Below are 18,453 nucleotides of genomic sequence, written 5' to 3'. Positions count from 1 at the left end.
CAGGCTTAACTGACTGGCATTAGGAATTTATCCCGCCCTTTCTTTTAGCTTTTTACCGCGTAATTACATTGATACCAGGCTTTCTTTAATCCGGGCAGATGGCTGTCCTGTGCCGGCAGCGATTCCACTTTATCAAATCCACGTTGGTTGCAATAATTCGCCAGATCGACTTCCATCGCATCTCTATTAAACGTTTGCGGGTCATAACGATATTGCACGGTATTTGAGCTTTTATCTTCATCGACACGTTCAAATCCACCGGGTTTGCTGACACTACAACCGGCCAGCATAAAAAGCGCGAGTGCGCTAATCAGCATTTTTTTCATTAGGGTGTCCTCTTCCAGGCGAAGCAGTCTAAATGCCTATGCCGCACGCATCTATAGGAAACTGGCGCGAAATAGTCATTTTGAAAAAGTTTTTACCAATCAAATCAATAAAACCAAACGGTTTTTCATATCACCTAACCGATGCCATGATGCTTTCAGACAGCACGAAGTCTGCACCACACCAGGTGACACGAGAAAAACAAACGGAAAGTGACCATTATGCCCGCGCTGAGCGGGCTTTTTTTTACGCGTAAACCTAACCGGTAAGGCTGACCATTTTACGCAAAAGGTTGGCGGACTGTTTGGCAGGCAATGCGAGAATACCACTGTAAAGATCAATCGACATGGCACACATGGCGCTGCGATCGACGGCAGTATCAGCAGGCATGTTGAGTTGCTGAAGTTTATCACCCCACTTGCCGTAAAGTTTCTCCACGACGCTTTGCAAATCACGTTGTGCGCCCTGCTGATCAATCGGACGCTCTTCGCCGGTGCTGTTTTGCAGGAGCAAATCTAACGCCTGTGCATCACGCTGGTATAACGTTGGTGACAGCGCTTGTTGCAAATTGATGCCGCCATTTACCTGCGGGTAAAGGAAGCGGAAGCAGCGTTGTGGCTCCGGTTGCTGCAGTGCCTGCATCTCCTGCACTGACACGCGCAAATAATTGAGCAGCGTTTCGTCGTCTGCACGCGCCATACGCTGATTTACCAGATCCATTAACCATCCACGCAACTCGCCCAGTGCCTGATCCGCAGGCACCCCTTCCATACGCTTGTGCAGCAACTCACGATTAAGCATTTGCCACAGCGCTGGCTCCTGTGTTTTTAACTGACGATAGCCTGGCGCGAGGCTTAATTGGTTTGCCACCTCGGTTTCCAGCGCCTGTCGCTCCTGCCGTGGATGCAACCAGCTGAACCACAGCATATTCGCCAATACGAGTGGCAGTAAAAACAGCACGAGCCCCTGCCATAAGCGCAGTGCGGTGGTGCGAATCAGAACGATGATAATCACCGCCAGCAGCGCAAACGCCGCCAGCGTGATAGGTAAGAGGGAAAACATGGAGCGTGATTAATCCTTGCGAACGTCAATCAGAACCGGGCAGTTGGCGCGCTCAATCACAGCCGCACTCACAGAACCTTTAAGTAAGCGATTGAAAGGAGAGAGATGACGGCGACCGATGATGATCATGCTGGCCTTCAATGCATTGGATTGTGCCACAATGGTTTCCGCTGCTTCACCGGCCAGAATCAAACCTTTGGCAGCCACACCGGCACGCAGTAGCGGTGCCAGGGCGTGGCGCACCACCATTTCAGCGGTGTTTTGTTCATCTTTTGCCGCGACGAAATCATCCGGATCTTCGCCCGCATCGATTTCGATCGGTTGATTGCAGGAGGAATAAGTGGGATCGACACAGCACAACACCGTGACCTGAGCCTGTTGTGCCAGCGCCTGTTCAATAGTTAACGCGATGACTTTTTCTGCCACCGGTGAGTTATCGATGGCCATCAGCAAGGTTTTCATCAGTTGGTTATCCTTCCACAGCGGTCATTTTGCCAATTTCGCGAATCAGCGCCTCTTTGCATTTCATGATTTCATCACGATAGCGTGCTTCCTGTTTATGAAAACGCGCCGTCGGCACCAGCAGCGAAATGGAGAAGCGACCAAACAGCGTGTCGATCGCCACCGCCATGGTGGAAATGCCTTCCAGCGTTTCGCCACGATCGATGGCCAGACCGCTGTTACGCACTTCAGCAATCAGCTCCAGCAGCTGCGGCAGGGTTTTCACCGTCATTTCGGTCAACTCTTTATAGGCTTCGCCGACCATCACTCGCACATCTTCATCACTTTCCAGTGCCAGCAGTGCGCGACCGCCTGAAGTGCTATAGAGCGGGAGATTCAATCCGATGCGTGGCACCACGCGCAATTCCCGGGATGCCACCACATAGTGAACAATCGCCAACTGCGTGCCACTGGCGCGCGCCAGCGAGACGGTCTCGTTAATATCGGCTGAGAGTTGTTCCAGAAACGGCCGGACAATTTCGACCACATCACTGTGCACGCTGGAAATTAGTTTGAGCAGAGCCGGTCCCAGACGCAGCCCGCCTGCCCCGCTGCTGCGCACCAGTTGCGCACTGTCGAGTGCGGCGATAATACGCTGCACCGTTGAACGTGGCAGATCGACCACCTGCGCAATTTCGCCCAGACTCATGCCACCCGGATGTTCACCCAGCGCATTCAGAATTTTTGCCGCACGCGCGATGACCTGAATGCCACCCGCTTTTTCATCCTCACGGCTTGAGGGAAGTTCAACCATTGTGCGTTCCTTTTTGGCCTGCCCTACTTTAGCGCGAATGACCGCACTTTTACACCCTGTATCACATTGCAATACATCATACCGAGATGTAAGATGCGACATGTATCACATCGCAATACACTGCATCAATAATAAAACGAGACACCTGCTATGAACGCCCAGCCTGTTGCGGCTCCGGCTCCCCATCCGTTTACCCTGCGCCTGGCGCTGGGGTTGGTTGGCGTGCTGATTGCTGCGCTCACCTCCGGATTAAATGACCGCGTGACGGATATTGCGCTGGCGGATATCCGTGCCGCTATCGGCATTAGCTACGATCAAGGCAGTTGGATCATCTCCGCTTATCAGGCCGCAGAAGTGGCCGCGATGATGATCGCACCGTGGTTTGCCGTGACCTTTTCCCTGCGTCGATTTGCTCTGGTTGTTTCCGCTGGCTTTATGCTGTGCGGTTTACTGCTGCCTTTAACGCCGAACGCCACACTCTTTATTGCGCTGCGTGTGATGCAGGGGTTGTTTGGCGGTGCATTGCCACCGTTACTCATGACCGTAGCACTGCGATTTCTGCCGCCGCCGATCAAGCTTTATGGCCTTGGTGCCTACGCGCTGACCGCCACCTTTGGTCCCAATCTCGCCGCCACGCTCGCCGCTTTCTGGACCGATGAGGTGAGCTGGATGTTTGTGTTTTGGCAGGTCATCCCCAGCATGCTGATCGCCATGCTGCTGATTGGTTGGGGCTTACCGCAAGACCCGCTGCGCTTCGAGCGTTTCAAACAGATCGATCTTTTCGGCATGCTCACCGGCTGCTCAGGCATGGCACTGCTGATTCTGGCGCTGACGCAGGGCGAACGTCTCGACTGGCTCAGTTCACCGCTGTTTGCGGCGCTATTATTGAGCGCGCTGGCATTGCTAACTGTGTTCTTTATTAATGAATGGTTTCACCCGCTGCCACTGTTCAAACTCCAGATGCTGCGTCGTCACAATCTCACGCACGGATTGCTGGCGCTGGCAGGTGTCTTGATTTTGTCACTTTCCGGATCGGCGCTGCCTTCAGCTTATCTTGGCCAGGTGGAGGGATTTCGCACGCTACAGTTTGCGCCGCTGGCGTTAACCATCGGCTTGCCGCAATTACTGATCGCCCCGCTGGTGGCGGCACTGCTGAATATCCGCTGGATTGATTGCCGCTGGATGCTGACCGCTGGCGTGGCGCTGCTGGTGATCTCCTGCCTGGTGGGCATGCATATCACCAGCGACTGGGCGCGGCAAAATTTCTGGCTAATCCAGATTTTGCAGGCCTTCGGTCAACCGATGGTGATTTTGCCGGTATTGATGAGTGCGACCAGCGTGGTTGCGCCACCGGAAGGCCCTTTTGCCTCCGCGATGTTTAATACAGTGCGCGGCTTCTCGAGCATTGCCGCCAGCACCCTGGTGGGATGGTTTATCAGTCACCGGGAACAGTTTCACTCCAGCGTGCTGGTGGGCAATGCCGCCAGTCGCCCCTGGCTGATGACCGCGCCCAGCAGCGCCCAATCCAGCAGCAGTTTTCCTTTATTACCTGATGGCAGCGCCAGTAGCGCAGAGAACCTTAGCGGTTTCGCAACGTTACTGAAACATCAGGCGATGGTGCTTAGCCTGAGTGACTGTTATCAGATGCTGATTGGCTTCGCTGCCCTGCTGCTATTGCTGACTGCCTGGCTGCCAAAACGTGTCTGGCCGCCACAAACCCTGATTCAACCTGTTACGACGACGTCGAGATAACTGATATGCAAGCTTTTGCTTTGAAAAGAACAGTACTGTTGAGTGCCCTATTAATCGTGTTACTGGCCATGGCTTTTTTTGTCTGGTCATCAATGACCGGGAATGATCACCGCACGGATGATGCTTACGTCAATGCGGATTACACTCTGGTGGCACCCAAAGTGTCCGGCTATATCGCCAGTGTGAATGTGCAGGATAACCAGCGAGTAAAAGCGGGCGAACTGCTGGCCACACTGGACGATCGCGATTACCGCGTGGCGCTGGAAACGGCGCAGGCGAATTTGCAGGTCAGCGATGCCAAACGCCTGAGCAGCCAGGCTCAACTGGAGCAGCAGCAATCAACGATTGATGAAGCCAAAGCGACCTTAGCGGCGAGCCAGGCGTCAGCGCAATATGCCGGACAGAGTGCGGCGCGTTATAACCAGCTGTATAAAAGCGGCACTATTGCTGCTGATGAGCAGCAGAAAGCCAGTTCAACTCAGCGTTCAGCATCCGCTGCGGTGCGCCAGAGTGAAGCGGCGCTGGCAGCCGCAATGAAACAGGTTGGCGTGTTGCAAGCGGCCGTGCGTCAGGCAGAAGCCGATGTGACGGCGGCGCAGGCCAGCGTGGATCAGGCGAAATTAAATCTTTCTTACACGCGGATTGTGGCACCAGTAGAGGGTATGGTGGGTCAGCGTTCGGTGCGATTGGGCGCTTACGTCAGCGCCGGAACCCGTTTGCTGGCGGTGGTGCCCTTACAGCAAACCTATATCACCGCCAACTATCTTGAAACTCAACTGGCAGATGTCCAGCCAGGGCAGAAAGCGGTAGTGAGAGTCGATGCATTGCCTGGCAAGACCTTTACCGGTCATGTCGACAGCATTGCACCGGCGACAGGCGCGACCTTCTCCGCCATTTCACCGGACAATGCCACCGGTAATTACACCAAGGTCGTGCAGCGTTTACCGGTGAAAATTGTGCTGGATGCCAACCAACCCGATCTGGCACAACTGCGTGTGGGCATGTCCGCGATACCGGAAATTGAAGCGCGATGAAAATGTGAGCAATCTCTCAGAAATGGCCTATTTATTTTCGGATCGATTGCGCGTAAATTAGCGCTCGATCCTGTTCTGAGTTCGCTTGGAACCACCTGAGAAGAAAGCGTGCAGCGGTTATGAACTTCACCTTTCTCTTATTCTGTTCGGGTTACGCTGGAGTGGGATCACCAGCATGGTAACCGCTCAGAGGAGTCATTTTGTGAGATACGCTTTGATGGGAGTTTCTTTCTTCCTGTTAATCTGGGTAGGCACCTTCGTGCTGATGCTCAAATAAATCCTGCCAGGCGGGGCGACCAAAGTCGCCCTTCTTAGTTTTACTCTTCTTCTTCCAGCGTTTTTACCGTTCCCGGCAATATGCCATCCGCGCGGAACATCGCTTTGATGCCACGTACCGCCTGACGAATACGATCGCTGTTTTCAATCAGGGCAAATCGCACATGGGTGTCACCGTAGTCACCAAAGCCGATGCCCGGTGAGACGCACACTTTGGCTTCCTGCAACAGCAGTTTAGCGAACTCCAGCGAACCGAGATGCGCGTAGTGATCGGGGATTTTCGCCCAGACGTACATCGATGCTTTCGGCAGATCGACCATCCAGCCCGCCTCATGCAGGCCTTTCACCAGCACGTCACGACGGCGTTTGTACTGTTCAGCGATATCACGCACGCATTGCTGATCGCCTTCCAGTGCGGCAATCGCCGCAACCTGCAGTGGGGTGAAGGTGCCATAATCGTGGTAACTTTTGATGCGCGCCAGTGCAGACACGAGCTCTTTGTTACCCACCATAAAGCCGATACGCCAGCCTGCCATGTTGTAGCTTTTTGACAGGGTAAAGAATTCCACCGCTACATCGCGCGCGCCCGGCACCTGCATAATCGACGGCGCTTTCCAGCCATCATAGGTGATGTCGGCGTAAGCGAGGTCGTGGATCACCAGCACGTTGTACTGTTTCGCCAGCGCGATCACCCGTTCGAAAAAGTCGAGTTCAACACACTGTGAAGTGGGATTGGATGGGAAGCCGAGGATCATCATCTTCGGTTTCGGGTAACTTTCTCGGATGGCGCGTTCAAGCTCGTTGAAGAAGTCAACGCCTGCCACCAGCGGGACGGAACGCACTTGCGCACCGGCGATCACCGCGCCGTAGATATGAATCGGATAGCTCGGATTTGGCACCAGTACGGTGTCGCCATGATCGAGCGTCGCCAGCATCAGGTGTGCCAGCCCTTCTTTGGAACCGATGGTGACAATCGCTTCTGATTCGGGATCGATCTCCACCTGATAGCGATCTGCGTACCAACGCGAGATGGCGCGACGCAGGCGAGGAATGCCTTTCGAGGTGGAGTAACCGTGCGTGTCTTCGCGTTGCGCTACCTGACAGAGTTTTTCCACGATGTGTGGCGGCGTAGGGCCATCTGGGTTCCCCATCGAGAAATCGATGATGTCTTCGCCACGCCGACGCGCAGCCATCTTCAATTCAGCGGTGATGTTAAATACATACGGGGGAAGGCGTTCAATACGCGAGAAACGACGGGGTGTGCTGTTATCAGCCATGATGTCCTCTGGTTTACGTAGGCGCCCGGACCGTCCGAGCGACGCTGGTCACTGCGGTGACCGAAGAAAGAACATAACGCGCTGATAACAGAATTGTCGAGAGCAACAGAATATTTTTTTAATTTTGTGGATTCAGGCGACCCAGCACCCAATCGTTTACCCATTGGTCGTTTAGCAGATAATTATCCCGCAGCGTGCCCTCTAACGCGAAACCATTCTTTTCCAGAATGCGTCGGGACGGCCAATTCCCCTCTATGACCAGAGCTTTGAGTTTATGAAATTCTGCCTGTAGCAAGAAGTCGCACAGTGCCTTGAGCGCTTCACTGCCGTAGCCGTTTCCAGTGAAACGATGGCAGAGCATGTAGCCGACCTCGGCCTGCCGATAAGGCTGCCATTCGGCACTGCATCCGAACAGGCCAATGGGTTCATTGGTTTCGCGCAAGCGCGCCACCAGGCACAGCATGTGGAAGCTGGTGACTTGCCAGGGTGCGAGGCGTTCAGTAAAGCGCTGACGAATGTCGTTTTCGTCAGGGATTTCACTGACCCAGGTCATGGTGCCGGGATCTTCATGTACCGCTTTGAAGATTTGCCAGTCTTCGGGTTGTAAGCGTGTCAGGGACAAGCGAGGGGTAAGAAGTTGCATTGCTGCGCTCCGCGAAATAACTCATGGCAACATAGCAAACCGAGTCATTGACAACCAGCGTTCCGCGCAGGGATAACTAATCCTCTTTTTGTTACTCAAGTTTTCCTCTTTTTGGGAATTTAAGGAGATTGAGGGAGTTGGGAGTTGGGAGTTGGGTAAAAAGTTGCTGCTGGTTGGGTGCCAGGGCCAGAACGGACCAGCTCGATCGCAAAGACAAAACGCATCCGTGCAGATCGGCTGGGCCATCCATGGCCCAGACGCTTTGCTCTTCGGGCTGGTCCGCTCTGGCCTTGAGCTGAATGCGTTGCTGTTTCAAAAACGCGCGGAGGATGCTGGAGAAATTGGCAGGCTATTGGAAGCGTTTGCTCTTCGAGCTGGTCCGCTCTGGCCTTGAGCTGAAGGCGTTGCTGTTTAATACCACGCGGTGGAAGCTGGAGAAACTCGCTGGCTATTAGAAGCGCTTTGATATTCGGGTTGGTTTGTTTTGGGCATGAGCTGAAGGCGTTGCTGTTTAACACCGCGCGGAGGATGCTGGAGAAACTCGCTGGCTAGTAGAAGCGCTTTGATATTCGGGTTGGTTTGTTTTGGGCATGAGCTGAAGACGTTGCTGTTTAAAACCGCGCGGAGGATGCTGGAGAAATTGGCAGAAAATTGATCTAAACCATGAGAAGCGTTTTGCGGGTGTCGCGGCGCTGGCAGATCTTGATCACATTTTTTATCATAACCTCACCCAGGTTCACTCCGAGAGATGCCCTTGCCTTCCCACTTTGACATGCTGCTGGCGGTATTTGACCGCGCTGCGCTGATGCTGATTTGTCTGTTCTTCCTTACCCGCACGCGGGTATTCCGTCAGCTGCTGCAAAAAGATGAGCATTCGATCAAAGAAAAGGTGGTGGTGACGGCGATTTTCTCGTTGTTTGCGCTGTTTAGCACCTGGTCAGGCATTAACGTAGATGGCTCGCTGCTGAACGTGCGTGTGATAGCGGTGATGTCCGGCGGCATTCTGTTTGGCCCCTGGGTTGGCATCGCGACAGGGGTGATCGCGGGCATACATCGTTATCTGATCGATATGGATGGTGTCACGGCCGTGCCTTGCCTGATTACCAGTATCATTGCCGGTGTCGCTTCTGGCGTCATTAATCGCCGCGTGAGCAAAGAGCAGCACTGGCGCGCCGGTATTCTTGGCGGCATGCTGTGTGAAACCCTCACCATGGTTCTGATTGTGTTATGGGCTCGACCGATGGCACTGGGCTTTTCCATTGTTTCTGAGATCGCTTTACCGATGATTCTCGGCGCATCGAGCATTGGCTTGATTGTGCTGTTAGTGCAGAGCGTGGAAGGGGAAAAAGAGGCGATTGCCGCGCGCCAGGCCAAGCTGGCACTGGAGATAGCCAATAAAACTCTGCCGCTGTTTCGTCAGGTGAATAGCCAGTCACTGCGCCAGGTATGCGCGATTATTCGTAGCGATATTCACGCCGATGCCGTGGCCATCACCAATACCCAACAAATTCTCGCCTATGTCGGTTACGGTGAGCATAACTATCAAAATGGGGATGATGGCATCAGCCCGACTACCGCGCAGTCAATCGCGAGCGGCAAAATCATCATTAAGAATAATGATGAAGCCCATCGCACCAAAGATATTCACTCGATGCTGGTTATTCCCCTTTGGGAAAAAGGGGAAGTAACGGGCACACTAAAAATCTATTATCGTCGTGCGCATCGTATTACCGGATCGCTGAAAGAGATGGCTATAGGTTTGTCGCAAATTATCTCTACCCAGCTGGAGGTATCACGTGCAGAGCAGTTACGTGAGATGGCGAATAAAGCCGAGTTGCGCGCGTTGCAGAGCAAAATTAACCCGCACTTCCTGTTTAACGCGTTGAATGCCATCTCCTCTTCCATTCGTCTCAATCCGGATACGGCACGCCAGTTGGTGATTAATCTGTCGCGCTATTTGCGCTACAACCTTGAGCTTAACGATGACGAGCTGATCGACATTAAAAAAGAGCTGTGGCAGGTGAAGGATTACATTGCCATTGAACAGGCGCGCTTTGGCGATAAGCTCTCGATGATTTATGACATTGATGAAGATCTGCACTTCACGCTGCCAAGTTTGCTGATTCAGCCTTTGGTGGAAAATGCCATTGTGCACGGGATTCAGCCCTGCCGTGGCAAAGGTGTGGTGACGTTGAGTGTGAAAGATCTCGGGGAGAGTGTTCGTGTTGCGGTGCGTGATACGGGCGCAGGTATCAGTGAAGAGGTGATTGGCCGGGTGGCACGCGATGAGATGCCGGGTAACAAAATCGGCCTGCTTAATGTGCATCATCGGGTGAAGCTGCTTTCCGGCCAGGGTCTGAGCATCACTCGTCATCATCCGGGAACGGAAATTGCCTTCACTCTGAGCAAAAACGGTCAGCGCATGGCTGCACCGTTGAGCCATATCACGGAACCCAGCGCGTGAAAGCCATTATCGTCGAAGACGAGTTTCTTGCTCAGCAAGAACTGAGCTGGATGATCCAGCAGCACAGTCAGATCACTATCGAAGCCTGTTTTGATGATGGGCTGGAGGTGCTGAAGTATCTGCAAAACCATCGCGTCGATGTCATTTTCCTCGACATCAATATCCCTTCGCTGGATGGCATGCTACTGGCACAAAACATCAACCAATTTGCGCATAAGCCGTTGATAGTGTTTATCACCGCATGGAAAGAGCATGCGGTGGATGCTTTTGAACTGGATGCGTTTGACTACATCCTCAAGCCCTATCATGAGTCGCGTATTATCACCATGCTGAACAAGCTGGAGGCCAGCGCACAGCAGCAACTCGCACAGCCGTCTACTCAGCAAAGTGCGCCGCAAACCGTTAACCTGGTGAAAGATGAGCGAATTATCGTGACAGATATCAACGATATCTATTACGTCGAAGCGCATGAAAAACTGACGTTTGTTTATACCCGTCGCGAAGCGTATGTAATGTCGATGGCGATCAGTGAATTTTGTAGTCGCCTGCCAGAACAGCTGTTCTTCCGCTGTCATCGCTCGTACTGCGTCAACCTCAGCAAAATTCGTGAGATAGAGCCGTGGTTTAACAATACCTATCTGGTGAAGTTACGCGATTTGGATGCACAGGTGCCGGTGAGCCGCAGCAAGGTGAAGGCGTTTCGCCAGTTGATGAGGTTGTAAAGCGAGCAGCAGGACGCTGCTCGCCTGAACAGATTACAGCACGCGACCCAGTGTCTGGCGCAGATGTGCGCCCGCGCCCAGCAGGCCTGGCTGATCGTGCGTGATCATATACACCGGGATATCGACCAGATAATCACGGAAGCGGCCTTTATCTTCAAACGCGGCGCGGAAGCCGGAAGCTTTGAAGAAGTCGAGGAAGCGCGGCACAATTCCCCCTGCGATATACACGCCACCAAAGGTACCAAGATTGAGCGCCAGGTTGCCGCCGAAACGCCCCATGATCACGCAAAACAGTGACAGCGCGCGACGACAATCGATGCAGCTATCTTTCAATGCACGCTCGGTGACATCTTTCGGCTTGAGGTTTTCAGGCTCACGGCTGTCAGATTTGACGATGGCACGATAGAGATTCACCAGACCGGAGCCTGACAGCACGCGCTCTGCCGACACATGACCCAGCTCCGCGCGCAGCACTTCAAGAATCTCGCCCTCTTCTTCGCTGTTCGGGGCGAAGTCAACGTGCCCACCCTCTCCCGGCAAGCTGATCCAGCGTTTATCAACGTGCACCAAATGGCTGACGCCCAATCCGGTGCCGGCGCCATAAATGGCAATCGGTTTGCCTTCGACCGGCGCTTTGCCACCAAATTGAATCACTTCATTGTCGGTCAGCATCGGGATTGCCATCGACACGGCGGTGAAATCATTAATGATTTCCAGGCTGTCGAATGCCAAATGTTCTTTCATCTCACGCGTTGAGAATGCCCAATCGTGATTGGTCATCTCCACCCAATCACCGGTGATAGGACAGGCAATCGCGATACAGGCATGCTTAATGTCCAGCTTTTGCTCGTCGAGATAAGCACGAATCACCGCTTCAAGATTGTCGTAGTCTGATGTTGAGAATGTTTTGGCCTGGGAGATGGCACCGGTTTCCACCTCACACAGGGCGAGACGGGCGTTGGTACCGCCCACATCGCCGACCAGGGCGTATTTTGTCATTCTTCTGCTGCTCCGCTTGGGTCATAAACAATTGCAGGACACTATATAAGAGCCTGCCAATAAAACAATAACGCCCACCAGCACGATGGGCGTAAACACTTCGGGTGCGTGCCACAGCCTGACAATCAGCGGCTTCACTGTATAGAGGCAACTTTCCGAAACTGCGGGCTAATCGCGCCAGGCGTTATCGTCGTAGCCTCACGGGAAACGGACGGTGCGGAGAAACCGGAGCGTACCGGGAGTACGTAAGGATTTCAGGCGCCGCCGGGTCTAAAGTCACAAAGCGTAAGCCGGATAGCGGCTAGCCGCCGTTGCGCTGGTGCAGAGCCGCCGTGACTTTACGCAACAGCGGCGGCAGATCTTGTTTTTCCATCACCACTTCCACCAGCGTCAGGCGACGATGACGCATCAATTGCTCCATCACCGCCGTTAACTGCACCGTTTCGCTCACTCGCCAGCTTTGTGCGGCACACTGGACGCTCATCGCATGTGGCAACGCAGTCCAGTTCCACTGCGCGATGTCGTTATAGCGCTGTTCAGCGCCATGGATCGCCCGCTCAACCGTGTAACCCTCATTATTGATCAGGAAAATAATGGGCTGTTGCCCATCACGCTGCATGGAACCCAGTTCCTGGATTGTCAGCTGCGCTGAACCGTCACCGATAATCAAAATGACGCGCCGGCCAGGTTGTGCCGTTTGTGCACCAAAGGTCGCCGGTAGAGTATAGCCAATCGATCCCCATAGCGGTTGCACCAGCAATTGCGCGCCCGGCGGCAAACGCAGCGCGGCCGCACCGAAGGCGGCCGTGCCCTGATCGGCCAGGATAATATCATCCGGCTGCAGGAAGCGCTGCATCGCCTGCCAGAATGCGCGCTGACTGATTACCGCATCATCGTTTTGCTCAATTTCTTCGCAAGATGCGGTGTCAGCCAGCGCCCAATGTGCGCAGTGGCGTTGATAAACGGGCAATAATGCGGCGAGGGCTTGTGCCATGCTAAGCGGCGCAAAGCGTTCGCCCCCCACCATGGCGTGAAACGGTTGCAGGTCGATAACGCGCTCTGCAGGTAATTGCTGGGTGAAACCGGCGGTCAAGGTATCGGTGAAACGCACGCCCACGCACAACGTCACGTCCGTCTCCTCGATAGCACGGCGCACCTGATCGCTGCTGCCCTCAGCCGCATAAGTGCCAACATAACCTGACTGTTGCTCATCAAGCACGCCTTTGCCCATCAGTAATGTGGCGGCGGGAATGGCGCGCAGTTGGCGGAGTGAAAATAGCTGCGATTGCAATTGCCAACGTGAAGCGAGGAAATCGGCCAGTAACGCCACGCGCTGTGCAGGAGGCAGTAAGCGTTCAGCGGCAGCAGCAAAAGCTGTCGCAACTGCGGAGTCCTGATGGACAGGCGCAACGGGCTGGGCATCAGGCACCGTAATCTCCGTCGCCGCGACATCCACCGCCAGCAGCAGATAGCCGGGCCGGTGCTGGTCAAGCGCTTCCGCTATCACGCGGTCAATTTCTTCAGCTGCATTCTCCGCAGTTAGCACCGCGCTGGCGGTACTGACCTCTTGTGCCATGCGCAGGAAATGATGGAAGTCGCCATCACCCAGTGAATGATGTACACAGTCACCTTGCTGTTGCGCACGACTGGCTGGCGCGCCAACAATATGAATTACCGGGACATATTCGGCATAGCTGCCCGCAATCCCATTGATCGCACTCAGTTCACCCACACCAAAAGTGGTGAGCAATGCAGCAGCACCGTTGCAACGACCGTAGCCATCCGCCGCGTATGCGGCATTGAGTTCATTGGCGCAGCCGACCCAGGCAATCTCGGGGTGGGCGATAACGCTGTCGAGAAATTGCAGATTGTAATCACCCGGCACACCGAACAGATGACGGATGCCAGCTTGCTGTAAACGGTGCAGTAAATAGTCGCCAACGTTGAGGGTTTTCATCGACAGCTCCTTCTTAAGGGGATGATCGAAGTATCAGCGATGTGGCTGAATTGGCGAGATTTTCACCATCAGCGCATGGTGATTTGTGGCAAGCAATCGTTACGACGACAGAAAATTCTGTAAGTTGCGATCTTCGGCGCGTTTCGGCTTAGTGTAAACGCATACACTGCTATGCTGATGTCACTTTCTCCCTTCTTGAGACAGGAACGCTGCATGTCTGTATTTCCTCACCCCGAACGTTATCAACAGATGCAATATCGTCGCAGTGGCCGTACCGGCCTGAAATTACCGGCTATTTCGCTGGGTTTATGGCATAACTTTGGCGACAGCACCCGTGTCGACAACAGCCGCGAACTCCTGCGCCACGCCTTTGACCGTGGCATCACGCACTTCGACCTGGCCAACAACTACGGCCCACCGCCGGGTTCCGCCGAATCCAATTTTGGTCGCATTTTGCGTGAGGATTTTGCCGGATTGCGCGATGAGTTGGTGATTTCCACCAAAGCCGGTTACACCATGTGGGACGGCCCTTACGGCGACTGGGGCTCACGCAAGTACCTGATTTCCAGTCTGGATCAGAGCCTGAAGCGCATGGGGCTGGAGTATGTCGATATCTTCTACCACCATCGCCCTGACCCGGAGACGCCGCTGGAAGAGACCATGCGTGCGCTGGATCAGGTGGTGCGCCAGGGTAAAGCGCTGTATGCCGCCATTTCCAATTACCCGGCAGATAAAGCAGCCGAAGCGATCGCCATTCTGCGCGATCTGGGCACGCCTTGCCTGATTCATCAGCCGAAATATTCCATGTTCGAACGTGCACCGGAAGAGCAAGGTTTACTGGATGTGCTAGGTGATAATGGCGTCGGCTGCATCGCCTTCTCTCCGCTGGCTGGCGGCGTGTTGACCGATCGCTATCTGCAAGGCATCCCGGAGGATTCGCGTGCCGCCAGCGGCAGTCAATTCCTCAATGAGAGCCAGTTGACGCAAGAGAAGATGGAAAAAGTGCGTAAGCTGCAGGCCATCGCGCAACAGCGTGGGCAGAAGCTGGCGCAAATGGCGCTGAGCTGGGTGCTACGTGATGCGCGTGTGACTTCGGTGCTGATTGGTGCGAGTAAAACTGCGCAAATTGATGATGCGGTTGAGATGCTAAGCCAGCCCATGCTGACAACTAAAGAGATCGAAGCGATTCATAACATATTAGTGTAAACGCTTACCTACCCGGCTCAGGCCGGGTATTTTCCGCAGCAGAAAATTCTCAATTCAGATTTCCCGCAACGTTTTCAGACTCACTCTCAAGGCAACACTGGACCGATGTGGCACACTAGCGCAACGGTGGCAGTGATAAGCCACTGAAAAGGAGAAGTTATGAAACGTGCAATTTTGTTTGCCGCCTTGCTGGCAACACTTTCACCCCTGGCAATGCACACAGCAGAAGCCAACAGTGCCACCCTGACGCTGGCTCCGGGTGTCACGCTGCATCTCGGCGATCGCGATCGTCGAGGTTACTATTGGGATGGCGGCCGCTGGCGCGAGCCGCGTTGGTGGAATGACCGTTATCGCTACAACGATCACCGCTGGTGGCGTCATGAAGAGTGGCGTCGCCATGAGGCTTACGAACGTGAGCGTGAACGCCGCTGGCATGAGCGGGAACGCCGTGAGCATTGGCGCCATGACCATCGTCATGATGACAGGCATGATCACCACCACCATTAATACAAAAATCCCGGCTTAATAGCCGGGATTGTCTTTTCTTCCTGTTGACCAGCCGAAGAGTTACCAGCCGAGCGCCTCACCTACCAACAGATAGAGATTCAATGCCACCACCAGCATCACTATCAGGCGTCCGGCGTTCTGCATCAGGCGCGAATTGACCATCTCATCGCCCATCAACTCGCGGTTGCCGGTAAAGGCCAACAGCGGGATCAATGCCAGGGCGATACCGAAACTCAACAGTACCTGGCTCATCACCAGAATGCGTGTCGGATCCCATCCGGCCCAGATCACGATAAAGGAAGGCAGCATGGTGATAGTGCGACGCAGCCACAGCGGAATGTGGAAGCGAATAAAGCCCTGCATCACGACTTGCCCCGCCAGCGTTCCCACCACGGTTGAAGACAAGCCTGCCGCCACCAGACTTAATCCAAAGACAATGGCTGCTGCACGGCCCAATAAAGGTTGCAGCGTCAAATACGCCTGATCGAGGTCAACGATGCTGGTGTGGCCACTGAAGTGAAAAGCCGCCGCCGCAGTCGCCATCATCGCCAGATTCACAAAGCCGGCAATGGTCATGGCAATCGCCACATCCAGCTTGGTTGATGAGTAGCGATCCGCTTTGCTGCCAATGTTACCGTGTTGCGTCAGTGCCGAGTGCAGGTAAATCACGTGCGGCATGATGGTGGCACCCAGCACACCGGCAGCGAGGAACACCGCGTCAGAGGTTGGCAGCGAAGGCAGCGCCATACCGGTGACCAGTTCACTCACTTTCGGCTGCGAGAAAAACAGCTCAACAATATAGGCAGCGGCGACAAACAACAGCAGGCCGCCAATCACCAATTCCAACGGCTTCTGCCCCCGGCTTTGCAGCATCAAAATCAGGTAGGTGGCGACCCCCGTGAGCACTGCGCCTTGCAGTAGCGAAATCCCCAGTAATAATTTAAAGCCCAGCGCCGCACCGATAAATTCAGCAAGGTCAGTGGCCATGGCGATGATTTCCGCCTGCACCCAGTAGAACCACACCGCCGGGCGCGGAAAACGATCGCGGATATGTTCTGCAAGATTTTTACCGGTGGCTATACCGAGTTTGGCCGACATCAGCTGAATCAGCATCGCCATCACATTGGCCCAGACCACCACCCACAGCAGTTTGTAGCCGTAGGCCGCACCTGCCTGAATGTTGGTGGCAAAGTTACCGGGATCGATATAACCAATCGCCGCGATGAAGGCGGGGCCCAGCAGCGCGAGCTTGATTTTTCTGGCTCCGCGAGCAGCGCGCTCAGCGGTGCGACTTTCTGACATAGTGTGGACCCTGTCCTAACGCTTGTTGACCCGTGCAGCTTAGCGGGCGCTCAAGGCAAGTGAAATTTGATTATAGTTATCGTATTAATAGATGGTGCTATGAAGTATAGCCATTGCTATACCTTGCGGTAAAGCCAGTTCTTGCCAAAATGTTTGCAACAGGAATCACTCTACTCTCGGGTTATTTTATAGACAATGTTTTTGTGGATATTTCTTGTGAAGACTTTGTGAAGAGGTTGTGAGCGGTGAGACTATTCTTAGAAATTTGTCGATACCGAATACTTATAATGTGGTTTTGATCTCGTTTTTAAGTAACGCGTTACATAGAATACGCAACAAAATACAACCCTCCTCAAATTTGGAGCCGACATGTCCCATATTTTGCACTTTCTTTTGGCATTAGTGGTGGTAGCCGTACTGGCCTTGCTGGTCAGTCACGATCGTAAAAGCATCCGCATTCGCTACATCGTTCAGCTTCTGGTGATCGAAGTTTTGCTGGCGTGGTTCTTCCTCAACTCTGAAGCGGGCCTCGGCTTCGTCAAAGGGTTTGCAGGTCTGTTTGATCATCTGCTCAAGTATGCCGCCGAAGGTACCAACTTCGTGTTTGGCAACATGAACGACAAAGGCCTGGCGTTCTTCTTCCTTAATGTTCTGTGCCCGATCGTATTTATCTCGGCGCTGATCGGTATTTTGCAGCATTTCCGTATCCTGCCTTGGGTGATCCGCGGCATCGGTACCGTGCTGTCAAAAGTGAACGGTATGGGCAAACTGGAATCCTTCAACGCCGTAAGCTCTCTGATTTTGGGACAGTCAGAAAACTTCATCGCGTATAAAGATATCCTCGGCAAAATGTCACAGCGTCGCATGTACACTATGGCGGCTACGGCGATGTCGACCGTCTCCATGTCCATCGTCGGTGCCTACATGACCATGCTGCAACCGAAGTACGTGGTGGCTGCGCTGGTATTGAACATGTTCAGCACCTTTATCGTGTTGTCACTGATTAACCCTTACCGCGTCGATAGCGAAGAAGATCTGCAGTTGCAGGATCTGCACAAAGGTCAGAGCTTCTTCGAAATGCTGGGTGAATACATCCTCGCCGGTTTCAAAGTGGCGATCATCGTTGCCGCCATGCTGATTGGTTTTATCGCCCTGATTTCTGGCCTGAACGCGCTGTTTGACCTGATCTTCGGCATCAGCTTCCAGGGTGTGCTGGGTTATGTGTTCTACCCGTTCGCGTGGGTGATGGGCGTGCCGTCCAGCGAAGCGCTGCAGGTGGGCAGTATCATGGCGACCAAGCTGGTTTCTAACGAATTCGTGGCAATGATGGATCTGCAGAAAATCGCCGGTCAGCTGTCACCGCATGCGGAAGGCATTCTGTCCGTGTTCCTCGTTTCCTTCGCTAACTTCTCTTCTATCGGGATTGTGGCAGGTGCGATTAAAGGTTTGAACGAAGAACAGGGTAACGTGGTTTCACGCTTCGGCCTGAAATTGCTGTACGGTTCAACCCTGGTGAGCGTGCTTTCTGCCGCTATCGCCGGTCTGGTTCTGGCCTTCTGATGTTCAGGGCGAGCTGCGGCTCGCCCTTCTCTTCTTAATTATGCCTTTCTGTTCTATCTCACTTCGATTCCCGCTTATCCCCGCCAATCGCCACTTCCCCGCTAAACGCAAAA

At 53.9% G+C, this 18,453-nt stretch carries 17 protein-coding genes; 8 read left to right on the top strand and 9 right to left on the bottom strand.

Going from position 1 to position 18,453, the window contains the following annotated elements; all coding sequences use genetic code 11:
• Nucleotides 1–44: 44 nt before the first annotated feature.
• The 4 genes from VI01_RS21965 to VI01_RS21945 all read right to left on the bottom strand — a co-directional run bounded on the left by VI01_RS21965 (nt 45) and on the right by VI01_RS21945 (nt 2,641).
• Nucleotides 45–326 carry a membrane lipoprotein lipid attachment site-containing protein gene (locus VI01_RS21965; protein ID WP_045816623.1) on the bottom strand — a complete coding sequence of 94 codons (282 nt, stop codon included), beginning with the start codon at nt 324–326 and terminating at the stop codon, nt 45–47.
• Between the two features lie 256 nt (nt 327–582).
• A complete protein-coding gene (locus VI01_RS21955) occupies nt 583–1,386 on the bottom strand; it encodes a hypothetical protein (protein ID WP_038645628.1) in 804 nt (267 codons plus the stop codon).
• A 9-nt stretch (nt 1,387–1,395) separates the two neighbouring features.
• Nucleotides 1,396–1,848 (bottom strand): universal stress protein, encoded by a 453-nt coding sequence (locus VI01_RS21950; RefSeq protein WP_038645626.1) that lies wholly within the window; start codon nt 1,846–1,848, stop codon nt 1,396–1,398.
• A gap of 7 nt (nt 1,849–1,855) precedes the next feature.
• Entirely contained in the window at nt 1,856–2,641 is a 786-nt protein-coding gene (locus tag VI01_RS21945; RefSeq protein ID WP_034825209.1) for an IclR family transcriptional regulator, read from the bottom strand.
• A 150-nt stretch (nt 2,642–2,791) separates the two neighbouring features.
• Here VI01_RS21945 and VI01_RS21940 point away from each other — a divergent pair, with 150 nt between their 5' ends.
• The 3 genes from VI01_RS21940 to ypdK all read left to right on the top strand — a co-directional run bounded on the left by VI01_RS21940 (nt 2,792) and on the right by ypdK (nt 5,704).
• The gene (locus VI01_RS21940; protein ID WP_045816622.1) at nt 2,792–4,393 is read left to right on the top strand and encodes an MFS transporter; all 1,602 of its coding nucleotides are present in this window, start codon (nt 2,792–2,794) and stop codon (nt 4,391–4,393) included.
• 5 nt (nt 4,394–4,398) lie between these two features.
• Nucleotides 4,399–5,427 (top strand): HlyD family secretion protein, encoded by a 1,029-nt coding sequence (locus VI01_RS21935; RefSeq protein ID WP_045816621.1) that lies wholly within the window; start codon nt 4,399–4,401, stop codon nt 5,425–5,427.
• A gap of 202 nt (nt 5,428–5,629) precedes the next feature.
• The gene (ypdK, locus tag VI01_RS25485; protein ID WP_100701370.1) at nt 5,630–5,704 is read left to right on the top strand and encodes a membrane protein YpdK; all 75 of its coding nucleotides are present in this window, start codon (nt 5,630–5,632) and stop codon (nt 5,702–5,704) included.
• Between the two features lie 40 nt (nt 5,705–5,744).
• Here the strand turns inward: ypdK and alaC are convergent, their stop codons facing one another.
• Nucleotides 5,745–6,980 carry an alanine transaminase gene (alaC, locus tag VI01_RS21930; RefSeq protein ID WP_045816620.1) on the bottom strand — a complete coding sequence of 412 codons (1,236 nt, stop codon included), beginning with the start codon at nt 6,978–6,980 and terminating at the stop codon, nt 5,745–5,747.
• A 118-nt stretch (nt 6,981–7,098) separates the two neighbouring features.
• Nucleotides 7,099–7,623 (bottom strand): GNAT family N-acetyltransferase, encoded by a 525-nt coding sequence (locus tag VI01_RS21925; RefSeq protein ID WP_045816619.1) that lies wholly within the window; start codon nt 7,621–7,623, stop codon nt 7,099–7,101.
• Between the two features lie 772 nt (nt 7,624–8,395).
• On the opposite strand from VI01_RS21925, the gene VI01_RS21915 reads away from it, so the two are divergent.
• Both VI01_RS21915 and VI01_RS21910 read left to right on the top strand, forming a co-directional pair.
• A complete protein-coding gene (locus VI01_RS21915; RefSeq protein ID WP_045816624.1) occupies nt 8,396–10,087 on the top strand; it encodes a sensor histidine kinase in 1,692 nt (563 codons plus the stop codon).
• The gene (locus VI01_RS21910) at nt 10,084–10,809 is read left to right on the top strand and encodes a LytTR family DNA-binding domain-containing protein (RefSeq protein WP_045816617.1); all 726 of its coding nucleotides are present in this window, start codon (nt 10,084–10,086) and stop codon (nt 10,807–10,809) included. Before VI01_RS21915 ends, VI01_RS21910 begins: the two co-directional genes overlap by 4 nt.
• A 33-nt stretch (nt 10,810–10,842) precedes the next feature.
• Here VI01_RS21910 and glk read toward each other — a convergent pair whose 3' ends face one another.
• A complete protein-coding gene (gene glk, locus VI01_RS21905) occupies nt 10,843–11,808 on the bottom strand; it encodes a glucokinase (RefSeq protein ID WP_045816616.1) in 966 nt (321 codons plus the stop codon).
• A gap of 301 nt (nt 11,809–12,109) precedes the next feature.
• Nucleotides 12,110–13,765: an alpha-keto acid decarboxylase family protein gene (locus tag VI01_RS21900; RefSeq protein WP_045816615.1), complete on the bottom strand. Its 1,656-nt coding sequence runs from the start codon at nt 13,763–13,765 to the stop codon at nt 12,110–12,112.
• A gap of 213 nt (nt 13,766–13,978) precedes the next feature.
• Here VI01_RS21900 and mgrA point away from each other — a divergent pair, with 213 nt between their 5' ends.
• Together mgrA and VI01_RS21890 are read left to right on the top strand one after the other, a co-directional pair.
• The gene (mgrA, locus tag VI01_RS21895) at nt 13,979–14,971 is read left to right on the top strand and encodes an L-glyceraldehyde 3-phosphate reductase (RefSeq protein WP_045816614.1); all 993 of its coding nucleotides are present in this window, start codon (nt 13,979–13,981) and stop codon (nt 14,969–14,971) included.
• Between the two features lie 159 nt (nt 14,972–15,130).
• On the top strand, nt 15,131–15,478 hold the full coding sequence (locus VI01_RS21890) for a DUF2502 domain-containing protein (protein ID WP_045816613.1): 348 nt from the start codon (nt 15,131–15,133) through the stop codon (nt 15,476–15,478).
• 60 nt (nt 15,479–15,538) lie between these two features.
• Here VI01_RS21890 and VI01_RS21885 read toward each other — a convergent pair whose 3' ends face one another.
• The gene (locus VI01_RS21885; RefSeq protein ID WP_045816612.1) at nt 15,539–16,780 is read right to left on the bottom strand and encodes an Nramp family divalent metal transporter; all 1,242 of its coding nucleotides are present in this window, start codon (nt 16,778–16,780) and stop codon (nt 15,539–15,541) included.
• A 369-nt stretch (nt 16,781–17,149) separates the two neighbouring features.
• On the opposite strand from VI01_RS21885, the gene VI01_RS21880 reads away from it, so the two are divergent.
• Nucleotides 17,150–18,340, top strand: a complete 1,191-nt coding sequence (locus tag VI01_RS21880; protein WP_034825912.1) for a NupC/NupG family nucleoside CNT transporter — start codon at nt 17,150–17,152, stop codon at nt 18,338–18,340.
• The last annotated feature ends 113 nt before the right edge of the window (nt 18,341–18,453 follow it).

The organism is Pantoea sp. SM3 (assembly GCF_000963995.1).
In the GTDB taxonomy this organism is placed as follows: domain Bacteria; phylum Pseudomonadota; class Gammaproteobacteria; order Enterobacterales; family Enterobacteriaceae; genus Pantoea; species Pantoea rwandensis_B.
The sequence above is the reverse complement of the archived record's forward strand: the minus strand, read 5'-3'. Positions and strand labels throughout refer to the sequence as shown.